Here is a 13,256-nt window from a genome sequence, read left to right as displayed (position 1 = left end):
GCGTCAGAGGGGTTTCTGCTGGCCGTATATCGCCGCCAGCGAGCCTTGCTCGATCGCCTGCTTATAGTGCTTGCGGCACACCGAGATGTAGCGCTCATTGCCGCCAATCACCACCTGTTCCCCTTCGCTGAAGGGGCGACCCTGTGCGTCGAGTCGCAGCACCATGCCCGCTTTACGCCCGCAGTGGCAGACGGTTTTCAACTCCACCAGCTTGTCGGCCCAGGCGAGCAGATACTGGCTGCCGACGAAAAGCTCGCCGCGAAAGTCGGTGCGCAGCCCGTAGCAGAGCACGGGAATATCGAGATTATCCACCACGTCAGAAAGCGCCTTGACCTGGTCGCGCGTCAAAAACTGACACTCGTCGACCAGCACGCAATGAACCGGCTCGCGGGCGTGCTCGCTCGCGATCTCCTCATCCAGTCGCGTCTGCGCGTTGAACAGCGCCGCCGGCGAAGAGAGGCCAATGCGCGAGCTGACTTTACCCGCGCCGAAACGATCGTCGATCTCCGCGGTGTAGACCAGGGTTCTCATGCCGCGTTCCTGATAATTGTAAGAAGACTGTAATAACGCGGTGGATTTCCCTGCATTCATTGCGGAATAATAAAAATAGAGCTGAGCCATTAGCGTGATTTCTCAAAGCATTGCAAACCGAATGCGCGGAATTCTATCACAGTTAAAGCCAAATTATGGCGGCGTTTATCGTCTACAGGCTGTTTACAACTTCGCCAGCGAGGGATAAAAAAAACCGCTTCGTCTGTTTGCCACGGTTTAAACATTAGCGGCAGGAAGTATTGTAAAAATGTTCAGCGCCGCACACAGCTCATCCTTCTGCCTGCTGGCATTGCTCGCTGACCTGATTTTAACGTTTCGGATTCTTCATAAAGTGCTGAGGCGTGAATATCAACCACATTATCGTTTGTTTTGATTAAAGCACGACGCGAAGTTTAATTATCAATCTTTCACGTTGTCTTTATTTTACTATTGCAGTAATTTTTAGCCGCCACTATTATTAGCTGGCAGAACACCTCTTCATTAATATATTCAGAGATCAGGACAATGAGCGAAGCACTAAAAATTCTTAATAATATCCGTACATTACGCGCACAGGCTCGAGAGTGTTCACTGGAAACGCTGGAAGAAATGCTGGAAAAACTCGAGGTCGTGGTTAATGAACGCCGCGAAGAAGAGACGCATGCTAAAGCAGAAAGCGAAGAACGCACGCGTAAGCTTGAGCAATACAGAGAAATGCTGCTGGCGGATGGAATCGATCCCAATGAGCTGTTAAGCGCAATTACTGAAACCAAAGCACCGGGTAAAACAAAACGCGCAGCGCGTCCAGCTAAATATCAGTATGTCGATGAGAATGGCGATACCCGCACCTGGACCGGTCAGGGCCGTACGCCAGCCGTCATCAAAAAAGCAATGGAAGAAGAAGGCAAACAGCTGGACGACTTTTTACTGTAATAACGGGTAGGCTTCTCTCATTTGGGCCACATGCGTTATGTGGCCCGCACATCATCTAAGAAAGGGAGCTCAGGCTCTCTTTTATCAGACCTTATAAAACTCGCGATACCAGTTAACGAAGCGTTTCACGCCCTCTTCGACGCTGGTGTGCGGTTTAAAGCCAATTGCCTGATATAACGCCGCGGTATCCGCGCTGGTTTCCAGCACGTCGCCAGGCTGCATCGGCAACAAATTCTTGCGGGCGGTGACGCCGAGCGCTTTTTCAATGGCCTCGATATATTTTATCAGGCTCAGCGGCTGACTGTTGCCGATGTTATATACGCGATAAGGCGCAGAACTGGTGGCCGGCGAGCCGGTTTCAACCGTCCAGTTTTCATCTTTTTGCGGAATAACATCCTGCAAACGAACAATCGCCTCGGCGATATCATCAATATAGGTAAAGTCGCGCTTCATTTCGCCGCGGTTATAGACGTCGATGGCTTCACCGGCGATCATCGCGCGGGTAAATTTAAACAGCGCCATATCCGGACGTCCCCAGGGGCCGTAAACGGTAAAAAAACGCAGCCCGGTGGTCGGCAGCTGATAAAGATGAGAATAGGTATGCGACATCAGCTCATTGGCTTTTTTGGTCGCCGCATAGAGCGATACCGGATGATCGACGCTGTCGTCGGTAGAAAACGGCATCTTGCGGTTCAGGCCGTAAACCGAGCTGGAGGAAGCGTAGAGCAGATGTTCGATTTTATGGTGTCGACACCCTTCGAGAATATTTAAATGACCGATAAGGTTTGCGTCTGCATACGCGTGCGGGTTGTCGATGGAATAGCGTACGCCAGCCTGCGCGCCCAGATGAATGACGCGTTGAAAAGCGTATTTGTCGAAAAGCGAAGCAATGGCGGCGCGATCCGCCAGCTCCATTTTAATAAAGGTGAAGCCAGGGTGCTGCGCGATTAAATCCAGACGGGATTGTTTCAGGCTGACATCATAATAGTCATTCAGATTATCGATGCCGACAATCTGGTGACCGGCGGCCAACAGGCGTTGAGTGACGTGAAATCCAATAAAGCCTGCGGCACCGGTTACCAGAATGTTCATAATTCCCTCGTTAATTACGCAATTTGAATAGACGCTCCGCGGCCGATTGCATAATAAACGAAACCGCGCTTGCTGATACGCTCTGGATCATACAGGTTGCGCCCATCAAAAATCACGGGTTGTTTCAGGGAATTTTTAATCACGTCGAAGTCCGGCGCACGGAAGTTTTGCCACTCCGTACAGATCACCAGGCCATCCGCGCCCTGCAGCGCCGCTTCTTTGGTGCCCATCAGCTTCAGATCGCTGCGGTGGCCATAGATGCGCTGCGCTTCGTCCATCGCTTCCGGGTCGAACGCCTGAACGCTTGCGCCTGCTTCCCACAGCGTTTCCATCAGGACACGGCTGGAGGCTTCACGCATATCGTCGGTGTTCGGCTTGAACGACAGCCCCCACAGGGCGAAGGTTTTCCCGCTCAGATCGTCGCCGAAATGGCGCTTGATAAAAGCAGGCAGCTTGGTTTTCTGGCTGTCGTTGACGTCTTCCACCGCCTGCAGCAGGCGCGGTTTATAGCCAATCGACTCGGCGGTACGGATCAGCGCCTGCACGTCTTTCGGGAAGCAGGAGCCGCCGTAGCCGCAGCCCGGATAGATAAAGTGGTAGCCGATACGTGAATCGGAGCCAATGCCCTGACGCACTTTCTCGACGTCCGCACCCAGGCGCTCGGCGAGGTTGGAAATCTCATTCATGAAGCTGATTTTGGTCGCCAGCATGCAGTTTGCCGCGTACTTGGTCAGCTCCGCGCTGCGGATATCCATCACGATCATACGATCGTGGTTGCGGTTGAATGGCTCATACAGCTCACGCAACAGCTCTTCGACTTCGTCGTTGTCGGTACCCACCACGATGCGCTCAGGACGCATGCAGTCGTTAACGGCGGCGCCTTCCTTCAGGAATTCCGGGTTGGATACCACGTCAAAGGTCAGCTCGACGCCGCGATCGCGCAGGGTCTCTTCCATTACGCGACGCACTTTATCCGCCGTTCCCACCGGAACCGTGGATTTATCGAGCACCACCTTGTGATCCTGCATGTGCTGCGCAATGGTACGAGCAACGGCGGTCACATATTTAAGGTCAGCCGAACCGTCCTCATCCGGCGGCGTACCCACGGCGATAAACTGCATAACGCCGTGATTTACGCCCTCTTCCGCATCGGTGCTGAACTTGAGACGACCCGCCTCATAGTTCGACATCACCAGCGGCGTCAGGCCGGGTTCGAAAATGGGGATGATGCCTTTTTTCAGGTTTTCGACTTTTTTTGCGTCGACATCAATGCAGAGAACGTCATGTCCGACTTCGGCCAACACCGCAGCCTGAACCAGACCGACATAGCCGATACCAAATACAGTGACTTTCATTGAGTTATCCTGTGTTTATGAATTACTTTTTATTGCCAACTGCGCTATCGAGCCACTGAGAAAAATCTTTGCCCAGCACCGGATGGCGAACACCGTACTCAACAAATGCCTGCATATAACCGAGTTTGTTACCGCAGTCATGGCTTACACCTTTCAGGTGGTAAGCTTCTACCGTCTCTTTCTCCATCAGCATGGCGATTGAGTCGGTCAGCTGAACTTCGCCGCCTGCGCCCGGAGGGGTTTTTGCCAGCAGCGGCCAGATGTCCGCAGAGAGCACGTAGCGACCCACAACCGCAAGGTTGGACGGCGCTTCAGTGGCTTTCGGCTTCTCAACCACGCCCACCATCGGCGCGCTGTCGCCCGGCTGCAGCTCTGCGCCCTGGCAGTCGACCACGCCGTAGGCGGTCACGTCCGCGACCGGCTCAACCATGATCTGGCTGCGGCCTGACTCGTCGAAACGGCTCAGCATTTCCGCCAGGTTGTCTTTGGTCGGGTTGGATTCATATTCGTCGATGATCACGTCCGGCAGGATCACCGCAACTGGCTCGTCGCCAATCAGCGGATGCGCGCACATAACGGCATGGCCCAGACCTTTTGCGATGCCCTGACGCACCTGCATGATGGTGACGTGCGGCGGACAGATAGACTGGATTTCATCCAGCAGCTGACGCTTCACGCGTTTTTCCAGCATCGCTTCCAGCTCGAAACTGGTATCGAAGTGGTTTTCAATGGAGTTTTTAGAAGAGTGCGTAACCAGCACAATTTCGTTAATTCCTGCTGCGATGCACTCGTTAACGACATACTGAATTAACGGCTTATCAACCAGGGGTAACATCTCTTTCGGAATCGCTTTAGTGGCAGGCAGCATACGCGTGCCCAAACCTGCTACTGGGATTACCGCTTTTTTTACTTTGGACTTATAGGCAGACATCAAGATACCTCTCTTATAGGCCGTTCAAGTTAATACTTGATATGTCGGTTGAAATTCGGAAATGAGTATATCAGTTACCATCGAACGGATTTATCCTGGAAGGAGTCAATCCGCAGAATTTAAGACTATTACCCAAGTGTAAAGCTAACCTCTGGACCTGTCTTCAGCGCCTGAAGAAATTAAATTTTTCCGCTTATTCTTCAGCCGCTAACATCAGACGGATCCTGCCGCCAGCGCCCCAGACGTGGCACTGCCAGCTGTCAGCGCGCTGGCTGATTTGGTTAAGATGGGTGCTTCCCATAGTGCCAAGGGGAACGCCATTACTGAGTTGAATTTGATGGGCGTGAACGTGGAGCGTGGCGTTTAATCCCGCCGACACCAGGATAAGGTTTTGCTGCGTACGATGGTAATAGCCGACCAGCAGTGGAAACTGGCCGCTCAGATTGGCCTGACGCAGCAGTAGATTCACCTGGCGCAGCAGGCCGTTGAGTTCCGGCAGACGCTGTTTTTGCCCGGAAAGCTGCTCCTGCAGCAGACCGTTGAACAGCGCGCGCAGCAGCAGCGCGGCCAGCACGCCGTTATCCCCGGCGCGCGTGACGTCAAGGCAATAAAAGGCGAGATCTTTATCGGAGAGCGCCGCGATATCCAGCACCAGCCCCGGCTGTTCGGCCATGGTGAGCTGGCGATAGTTAATGCGACAGTTCGCCACGGTTTGCTGCACCGGCGGCTGAAGCTGCTTCAGCAGTTTTGCCGCGGCGGCGGGATCGCGCACCAGCGCATCCCAGTCCTGAAAGAGCTGCTCATCCTCTTCCACCTTGGAGGTGAACATCGAGGGATAGAGGCATTCATAAACCGCTTCGCGAAAACGCTCGAAATTTTTCAAAGGCTTAAGCAGCACGTCCTGCACGCCGAGGCGCAGCACATGCGCGATATCCGCCATATTTTCCGTTGCTGAGATAATCAGAATCGGCACGCTGTTGCCGCGCGTGCGTATATGCTCGACAAACTGGATGCCGTTCATGCGCGGCATCTCCAGATCGCAGATCACCAGATCGACATCCTGCTGCTGCAGCTGACCGATTCCATCAATGCCGTCGCCGGCTTCAAACGTGCTGGCGCCGAGCGCCAGCAAGAAGTTGTTTACCATAGAACGGAAAACGACCTCATCTTCGACAATGAGTATCTTTTTGCCGATTAGTGGTTTCTCCATTCTTTCCCCCTGCGTACCAGATCAATCAATAGTGGTTCATAAAACGCAGTTGCGCCTTTCAGAATAAGCCGAAGTAACACCTGTGAATGAACAACCTGATTATCTGTTACGCACCAGCGGTAATAGTTCATCCATTTTTTTCTCAACGGCAGCCTTGCCTGCCTCGATAGCCTCTTCAGCGCGATGAAAGTCCAGCGTCGAAATCTGCGGACAAAACGGCTGTATCAGCACATCGGGCGGATCGCCTGCCATACGGTTGCGCTTCAGGCGATTTTCCAGCACCTGGATGGATGTCGACATAATCTCCATCGCACCCGGCGTTTGCGTTGCGCGACGGTGAGTCAGCCCCACCAGCCGCTGTCGTATTTTTGTGGCCCAGCTTAACGTGGCGGCCGACACCGCCTCATCGCCGCTTTGCGGCGTGACAGACAGCAGATCCTGCTGCATCAGATGAGCGTCATGCTGCAGATCCACGGCGATGACGATATCTGCCCCCAGCGCCCGCGTAAGCGAAACGGGTACGGGGTTCACCACCGCCCATCCACCAGCCAGTAACCATTGTAGCCGACAGGCGGCAATAAGCCTGGCATACTACAGGACGCGCGCACAGCCTGATGCAGATCGCCCTCGGTGAGCCACAACTCCCGGCCGGTACTTAAATTGGTTGCCACCACGCCAAAAGGCTTGCCGCAGTGCTCCAGCGCATCCTGCGGGATCAGCTGACGGACATGGTTAAATACCCGCTCGCCGCGCAGCAAACCGCCGCGCTGCCAGGAGAGATCCATCAGACGGATCACATCCCAGTAGCGAAACGCGCTGACCCACTTTTCCATCTGCGGCAGCCGGTCGTTCACCCAGGCCGCGCCAACCAGCGCGCCGACTGAACACCCCGCCACCACGTCGATTTGCACGCCCGCTTTCGTCAGTGCGTTAATGACGCCAATGTGCGCCCATCCTTTGGCTGCGCCTGAGCCTAACGCCAGTCCTGTTTTAACCTGTCTCATTTGCCCTCTGCTGCCGCCCTCTGCGCGTAGATTCACAGCGCCGGGTCGGCTACCATATGGCGTCATTATTTTTTATCGCCAACAGGAGTCAATGTGACCGAAACCTGTCCCTGCTGCAGCGGAAAGCAGTATAGCCTATGTTGCGCTCCCTACCTGACGGGCGACGCCTTACCCGAAACCGCGGAGAAGCTAATGCGCTCGCGCTATACCGCTTACGCCCGGCAAAACGTCGAGTGGCTGATTGCCAGCTGGCATCCCAGTCAGCGTATTCCTGAGATGGCGCAGCGATTGTCTGAAAGTTTTGCCGCGACCGAGTGGCTGAGCCTGAATGTAACCTGTTGTAATCATGGAAGCCATGAGAATGAAGCTTTCGTCACTTTTTTTGCGCGTTACCGCGAAAATTCGCAGATAAGGGCTATCCATGAGTGTTCTCGCTTTCTTCGCGAGGATCATCGCTGGTACTATGTTGACGGAATCGCGCCTCAGGTGGGGCGCAACGATCGCTGTCCATGTGGCGCCGATAAAAAATACAAGAAATGTTGCGGCTGAACAGCATACGGCCCAACGGTTTTACCCCATCGCTTTGACAGGACTTTGATCGAGATGCAAGCGCAACCTATGCAACGAAAAGTTTTACGTACCATTTGCCCTGACGCGAAAGGTCTCATCGCTAAAATCACCAATATTTGCTACAAGCACGAGCTGAATATCGTGCAAAACAATGAGTTCGTTGATCATCGCACCGGGCGCTTTTTTATGCGCACCGAACTTGAAGGCATCTTCAACGATAATACGCTGCTGGCGGATTTAGACAGCGCCCTGCCGGTGGGTTCCACGCGCGAACTGCACAGCGCCGGCCGTCGCCGCGTGGTGATTCTGGTGACGAAAGAGGCCCATTGCCTGGGCGATCTGCTGATGAAAAGCGCCTTTGGCGGGCTGGATATGGAGATTGCCGCGGTTATCGGCAACCATGACACGCTGCGCTCGCTGGTAGAACGTTTCGATATTCCGTTCGTGCTGGTGAGCCATGAAGGCCTGTCGCGCGAAGAGCACGACAACCGCATGGCGGACGAGATCGATCGCTATCAGCCGGACTATGTGGTGCTGGCGAAATATATGCGCGTACTGACCCCGGCGTTCGTGCAGCGCTACCCGAACCAGATCATCAATATTCACCACTCCTTCCTGCCGGCATTTATCGGCGCGCGCCCCTATCACCAGGCTTACGAGCGCGGCGTTAAGATCATCGGCGCCACGGCGCACTACGTGAACGATAATCTGGATGAAGGTCCAATCATTATGCAGGATGTGATTAACGTCGATCACAGCTATACCGCCGAAGAGATGATGCGCGCCGGACGCGACGTCGAGAAAAACGTGCTCAGCCGCGCGCTCTATAAAGTGCTGGGACAGCGCGTGTTTGTCTACGGCAACCGGACGATTATTCTTTAAGCAGCCGCGGCGCTGAATTGTGTGCGAATGCAGCGCCGCGGGCAAAAAGTGGGCAAACGGTTCACATTTTTCAGTTGGGCGCTTTACACGCTGACCGCATTTGGTATGATGCGCCCCGCTTTAAGGCACAATGATTCAGGCCAGTGGTGGGATTCCCGAGCGGCCAAAGGGAGCAGACTGTAAATCTGCCGTCACAGACTTCGAAGGTTCGAATCCTTCTCCCACCACCATCTGAATCCTATGTTCGCCTTACCGGTCATTATCAGCATTTCCCAGGTGGGATTCCCGAGCGGCCAAAGGGAGCAGACTGTAAATCTGCCGTCACAGACTTCGAAGGTTCGAATCCTTCTCCCACCACCATCCTTGTAGAATCTCTTATATCAAACACACTCACCTGACTTACCCGAAACTTCGGGGAGAACGATGAGAAGCTTCGACCGAAGGTTCGGGTCGAGCGCAGCGAGACAACGCGCGCAAGCGCGGCCCGAAGGGTGAGGTGCAACGCGCCGAATAATCCTTCTCCCACCACCATCCTTGTATAGTCTCCCTTGTTAAACATACTCTCCTGCATTTCCCGGCACTTCGGGGAGAAGGATGAGAAGCTTCGACCGAAGGTTCGGGTCGAGCGCAGCGAGACAACGTGCGCAAGCGCGGCCCGAAGGGTGAGGCGCAACGCGCCGAATAATCCTTCTCCCACCACCATCCTTGTAGAATCTCTTATATCAAACACACTCACCTGACTTACCCGACACTTCGGGGAGAACGATGAGAAGCGTCGACCGAAGGTTCGGGTCGAGCGTAGCGAGACAACGCACTTTCCCTCCTCCTCATGACTTTTCCGTTAAAACTCGCTACCATCCGCCGCAACATTTGCAGAACACGGTTCCACGCCATGAAATTTGTCTCATTCAACATCAATGGGTTGCGCGCCCGTCCTCATCAGCTTGAAGCCCTGGTCGAACAGCACCAGCCAGACGTCATCGGCCTGCAGGAAACCAAGGTGCATGACGATATGTTTCCGCTTGAAGAGGTGGCAAAGCTCGGCTATCACGTCTTCTATCACGGGCAAAAAGGCCACTACGGCGTGGCGCTGCTGACCAAAGCGGAACCGGTGGCGGTTCGCCGCGGCTTCCCCGGCGACGACGAAGAGGCGCAGCGCCGCATCATCATGGCGGATATTCCCAGCCTCATCGGCGACATCACGGTGATCAACGGCTACTTCCCGCAGGGCGAAAGCCGTGACCATCCGACCAAATTCCCGGCGAAAGAGAAGTTCTATCGCGATCTGCAGAGCTACCTGGAGCAGAGTCTGCTGGCAGATAAGCCGGTGCTGATCATGGGCGATATGAACATCAGCAGCACAGATCTTGATATCGGTATTGGCGAAGAGAGCCGTAAACGCTGGCTGCGCACCGGCAAATGCTCTTTCCTGCCGGAAGAGCGCGAGTGGATGGATCGTCTGATGCAGTGGGGTCTGGTGGATACCTTCCGCGCGCAGAACCCGGCGGTCAGCGACCGCTTCTCATGGTTCGACTACCGCTCAAGAGGCTTCGACGACAATCGCGGTCTGCGCATCGACCTGCTGCTGGCCAGCCAGCCGCTGGCCGCCCGCTGTGTAGAAACCGGGATCGACTACGATATCCGCAGCATGGACAAACCGTCCGACCATGCGCCGGTCTGGTCAACCTTCCAGCTGTGATAGCGCGGCGTGGCATCGCGCCACGCCGCTTATTTAACGATTTTCCAGATCAGCGGATTGGTGCCGAGCACCTTTTCATCGCGCGCGCACTGCAGCAGTACCCCTTCCGACTTCACCACTGCGCCCTCGCTGTAGTTGCGGTTTTCAAAAATACAGCACTGCTGGCAGCTGGGTGCGCTGTTCTGATTTTGCGTCCAGACTTCAGGCGGCAGATCCACCACCACATCGGTGTTGCCGCCCGCGCTGCTGTTCTGCCCATATCCGTGTGAAACAGTCGCCGCAGCAGCGCCGCTAAACAGCGCTGCCATCAACCATAAACCCGCGCAATAACGCATTATTCGCTCTCCTTCACTTTTCGTTTCGCTGTGCGTTTTGGACGCTTTTTCTGCCCTGAAGCGGGCAGGCCGCGGAAGGCTATCGCGCTGGGCTGCTGGCGCGCCTGCTGGATCAGGTCGGTCAATGTGCCGACCAGCGGCTGCATGAACTCCTCGTAGCGGCACGCTTTTTCGCTGATCCGCGTCAGCGTGGATTCCCACTGCGCCGTCATATCGGGACGCGCCGCCAGCTCCGGCAGCGAGTGGATCAACGCGCGTCCCGCAGGCGTGGCGTTGATATAGCGCCCGTTTTTCACCAGAAACGCGCGACGGAACAGCAGCTCGATAATCCCGGCGCGCGTCGCCTCCGTGCCTAAACCATCGGTCGCACGCAGCACTTTCTTTAATTCTTTATCCTGCACAAAGCGGGCAATGCCGGTCATGGCGGAGAGCAGCGTGGCGTCGGTAAAGGGGCGCGGCGGCTGCGTCTGCTTCGCCAGCACTTCGCCGCGCTCGCACAGCAGCCGATCGTCTTTCGCCACTACCGGCAGCGGCGTGCCGTCATTCTCCTCGTCGCGCTCTTTGCTGCCCAGCAGCGCGCGCCAGCCCGCCTCGGCCAGAAAGCGCGCTTTGGCAACAAATTTGCCACCGGCGATATCCAGCTCAATGACGCACTTGCGGAAAATCGCATCAGGGCAAAACTGCATCAGATACTGGCGCGCAATCAGCGCATAGACGTTCTGCTCGTTCTCCGTCAGGCGCACCGCGCTGGCGCGCGCGGTGGGGATAATGGCGTGATGCGCGTCGACCTTTTTGTCATCCCAGCAGCGGTTGCGGCGGTCGGCGCTGAAGTCGTCCGGCGGCGTCATCGCGCCCGCGTGCGCCTGAATTGCCTTGAGCACCGCGTGACGGCCGGCAAAATGCTCCTCCGGCAGATAGCGGCAGTCGGAGCGCGGATAGGTGATCAGCTTATGGGTTTCATAGAGCTTCTGGCAGGTGTCCAGCACCGTCTGCGCGCTCAGCCCGTAGCGCTTCGCCGCCTCAATCTGCAGGCTGGAGAGCGAAAACGGCAGCGGCGCGCCCTCGCCCTCGCGCTTGTCGTTATAGTGGGTAACGACGGCGGGCTGACCGGCGATACGCGCCACGACGTGATCCGCCAGCGCGCGATGCAGCAAACGACCCTCTTCGTCCTGCCAGGGCTCGCAGGCGTCGCTGGGCACCCAGCTGGCGACAAAACGCTGCTGGTCAGGCGTAACGATATGCGCCTTCACCTCGAAATAGTCTTTGGGAATGAAGTTTTCAATCTCTTCGTCGCGGCGCACCACCAGCCCCAGCACCGGCGTCTGCACGCGTCCTACCGACAGCACGCCGTCATAGCCCGCATTGCGGCCCAGCAGCGTCCAGGCGCGCGTCATATTGATGCCGTAGAGCCAGTCGGCGCGCGCACGCGCCAGCGCCGAGACGCAGAGCGGAATGAATTCGCGGTTTTCACGCAGCCGTCCGACCGCGCGCTCTACCGCCTGCGGATTGAGGTCATTGATCAGGCAGCGCTGCACGCGTCCGCGTTTTTCCGCCGGCAGCTGAAGATAGTCCAGCACCTCATCCACCAGCAGCTGACCCTCGCGATCCGGGTCGCCGGCGTGCACCACTTCGCTGGCCTGTTTCAGTAGCTTCTCAATCACTTTAAGCTGCTTCGCCACCGAGGGACGCGGCTGCAGCTGCCATTTTTGCGGGATAATCGGCAGGTCGGCCAGCGACCAGCGCGCGTAGCGGCTGTCGTAGCTGTCCGGCTGCGCCTGCTCCAGCAGATGCCCGACGCACCAGGTGACGACCTGATCGTCGCCGCAGGCGATAAAGCCGTCGCCGCGGCGATGAGGTTTGGGCAACACATCGGCGATGGCGCGGCCCAGGCTGGGTTTTTCCGCAATAAACAAACGCATGGGTCAGAGAGATCCTTTACTTCAGGGTATAAGGGCCATTCGGCTAACGCACAGAGGCGCAGCGCTATCTTAGACGTTTCCGCATACGGAGGTAAGCTCTGGCGGGTCACTTCTGGATCGGTCGCACAGGATCCGCGCAACCCGCCGCGCTGGCATGAAAAGAGGGAATTATCCGCTAGAAATAACGAACAAAAGGCGTGGTGTCGGGATGGATCACGGTGGTGCTGGATTTAAGCTGCGGCGTGCCGAGATAGAGAAAGCCGACAATAGCGTCCTGTTCGCGGCAGTCGAAGGCGCTGCGCACCCGCGCGTTATCGGTCCAGGGGCCGCTGCGCCAGATGCCGTTAAAGCCCTGCGCCGCCGCGGCCATCTGCATCGCCATCACCGCGCAGCCCGCCGACACCACCTGCTCCCAGCGCGGCACCTTCGGGTGATCTTCACAATGGGCAACCACAGTGATAATCATCGGCGCGCGAAACGGCGAGCGCGCCGCTTTATCAATCGCCTTGTCGTCCAGCTGCGCCTCGCGCGCCGCCTCTTCCAGCAGTCGGCTGAGTCGCTCGCGCCCTTCATTCTCGACGATAACGAAGCGCCACGGCTGCAGCGTACCGTGATCCGGCGCACGCATCCCGGCGCGGATAATGTTCTGCAGACTTTCGCCGGCCGGCGCCGGCTCGGTCAGGCGCGACGCTGAGCGACGATTAACCAGCAATTCAAGTGCATCCATGATTTTCTCCTGATGTCATAACGCGTTAGCTAATCCTGGCACAGCCTGATCTTTTGTAACAGTCCGCC

General features: G+C 56.4%; 12 protein-coding genes, 2 tRNA genes, 2 other RNA genes and 1 pseudogene. 8 read left to right on the top strand and 9 right to left on the bottom strand.

Annotated elements, in window-relative coordinates; all coding sequences use genetic code 11:
* Positions 1 to 3: 3 nt before the first annotated feature.
* The gene (gene tdk / locus MC269_RS08155) at positions 4 to 621 is read right to left on the bottom strand and encodes a thymidine kinase (RefSeq protein ID WP_239954778.1); all 618 of its coding nucleotides are present in this window, start codon (positions 619 to 621) and stop codon (positions 4 to 6) included.
* A 435-nt stretch (positions 622 to 1,056) separates the two neighbouring features.
* Between tdk and hns the strand changes: the two genes are divergently transcribed.
* Positions 1,057 to 1,464, top strand: a complete 408-nt coding sequence (gene hns / locus MC269_RS08150; protein ID WP_081138020.1) for a histone-like nucleoid-structuring protein H-NS — start codon at positions 1,057 to 1,059, stop codon at positions 1,462 to 1,464.
* An 84-nt stretch (positions 1,465 to 1,548) separates the two neighbouring features.
* Here hns and MC269_RS08145 read toward each other — a convergent pair whose 3' ends face one another.
* From MC269_RS08145 to rssA, 5 genes and pseudogenes are all read right to left on the bottom strand, one after another.
* Positions 1,549 to 2,556 carry an NAD-dependent epimerase gene (locus tag MC269_RS08145; RefSeq protein WP_239954777.1) on the bottom strand — a complete coding sequence of 336 codons (1,008 nt, stop codon included), beginning with the start codon at positions 2,554 to 2,556 and terminating at the stop codon, positions 1,549 to 1,551.
* A gap of 14 nt (positions 2,557 to 2,570) precedes the next feature.
* A complete protein-coding gene (locus MC269_RS08140; RefSeq protein WP_081138016.1) occupies positions 2,571 to 3,911 on the bottom strand; it encodes a UDP-glucose/GDP-mannose dehydrogenase family protein in 1,341 nt (446 codons plus the stop codon).
* 22 nt (positions 3,912 to 3,933) lie between these two features.
* Positions 3,934 to 4,842: a UTP--glucose-1-phosphate uridylyltransferase GalU gene (gene galU / locus MC269_RS08135; protein ID WP_033746712.1), complete on the bottom strand. Its 909-nt coding sequence runs from the start codon at positions 4,840 to 4,842 to the stop codon at positions 3,934 to 3,936.
* Positions 4,843 to 5,035: 193 nt separating this feature from the next.
* On the bottom strand, positions 5,036 to 6,052 hold the full coding sequence (rssB, locus tag MC269_RS08130) for a two-component system response regulator RssB (protein ID WP_239954775.1): 1,017 nt from the start codon (positions 6,050 to 6,052) through the stop codon (positions 5,036 to 5,038).
* A 99-nt stretch (positions 6,053 to 6,151) separates the two neighbouring features.
* Positions 6,152 to 7,056, bottom strand: a pseudogene (gene rssA / locus MC269_RS08125) (patatin-like phospholipase RssA).
* Positions 7,057 to 7,149: 93 nt separating this feature from the next.
* On the opposite strand from rssA, the gene MC269_RS08120 reads away from it, so the two are divergent.
* The 7 genes from MC269_RS08120 (at position 7,150) to xthA (ending at position 10,207) form a co-directional block, all read left to right on the top strand.
* Entirely contained in the window at positions 7,150 to 7,605 is a 456-nt protein-coding gene (locus MC269_RS08120; protein WP_239954774.1) for a YchJ family protein, read from the top strand.
* Between the two features lie 54 nt (positions 7,606 to 7,659).
* Positions 7,660 to 8,508 carry a formyltetrahydrofolate deformylase gene (purU, locus tag MC269_RS08115; RefSeq protein WP_081138008.1) on the top strand — a complete coding sequence of 283 codons (849 nt, stop codon included), beginning with the start codon at positions 7,660 to 7,662 and terminating at the stop codon, positions 8,506 to 8,508.
* A 145-nt stretch (positions 8,509 to 8,653) separates the two neighbouring features.
* Positions 8,654 to 8,738: transfer RNA gene (locus MC269_RS08110), tRNA-Tyr, on the top strand.
* Between the two features lie 45 nt (positions 8,739 to 8,783).
* Positions 8,784 to 8,868 (top strand) — tRNA-Tyr (locus MC269_RS08105).
* Positions 8,869 to 8,910: 42 nt separating this feature from the next.
* A non-coding RNA gene (locus MC269_RS08100) (RtT sRNA) lies at positions 8,911 to 9,039 on the top strand.
* Positions 9,040 to 9,081: 42 nt separating this feature from the next.
* A non-coding RNA gene (locus tag MC269_RS08095) (RtT sRNA) lies at positions 9,082 to 9,210 on the top strand.
* Between the two features lie 190 nt (positions 9,211 to 9,400).
* The gene (gene xthA / locus MC269_RS08090) at positions 9,401 to 10,207 is read left to right on the top strand and encodes an exodeoxyribonuclease III (protein WP_239954773.1); all 807 of its coding nucleotides are present in this window, start codon (positions 9,401 to 9,403) and stop codon (positions 10,205 to 10,207) included.
* Between the two features lie 29 nt (positions 10,208 to 10,236).
* On the opposite strand, the gene MC269_RS08085 is transcribed toward xthA, so the two are convergent.
* From MC269_RS08085 to MC269_RS08075, 3 genes are all read right to left on the bottom strand, one after another.
* Positions 10,237 to 10,515: a YnjH family protein gene (locus tag MC269_RS08085; RefSeq protein ID WP_239954772.1), complete on the bottom strand. Its 279-nt coding sequence runs from the start codon at positions 10,513 to 10,515 to the stop codon at positions 10,237 to 10,239.
* Between the two features lie 26 nt (positions 10,516 to 10,541).
* The gene (locus MC269_RS08080) at positions 10,542 to 12,461 is read right to left on the bottom strand and encodes a DNA topoisomerase III (protein WP_081142642.1); all 1,920 of its coding nucleotides are present in this window, start codon (positions 12,459 to 12,461) and stop codon (positions 10,542 to 10,544) included.
* A 175-nt stretch (positions 12,462 to 12,636) separates the two neighbouring features.
* Positions 12,637 to 13,188 carry an NAD(P)H nitroreductase gene (locus MC269_RS08075; RefSeq protein WP_081142640.1) on the bottom strand — a complete coding sequence of 184 codons (552 nt, stop codon included), beginning with the start codon at positions 13,186 to 13,188 and terminating at the stop codon, positions 12,637 to 12,639.
* Between the last annotated feature and the right edge of the window lie 68 nt (positions 13,189 to 13,256).

The sequence above is a fragment of the Pantoea sp. Z09 genome, assembly GCF_022394795.1.
GTDB classification, from domain to species: domain Bacteria; phylum Pseudomonadota; class Gammaproteobacteria; order Enterobacterales; family Enterobacteriaceae; genus Pantoea; species Pantoea latae.
This window is presented reverse-complemented; position numbering and strand designations above follow the sequence as displayed.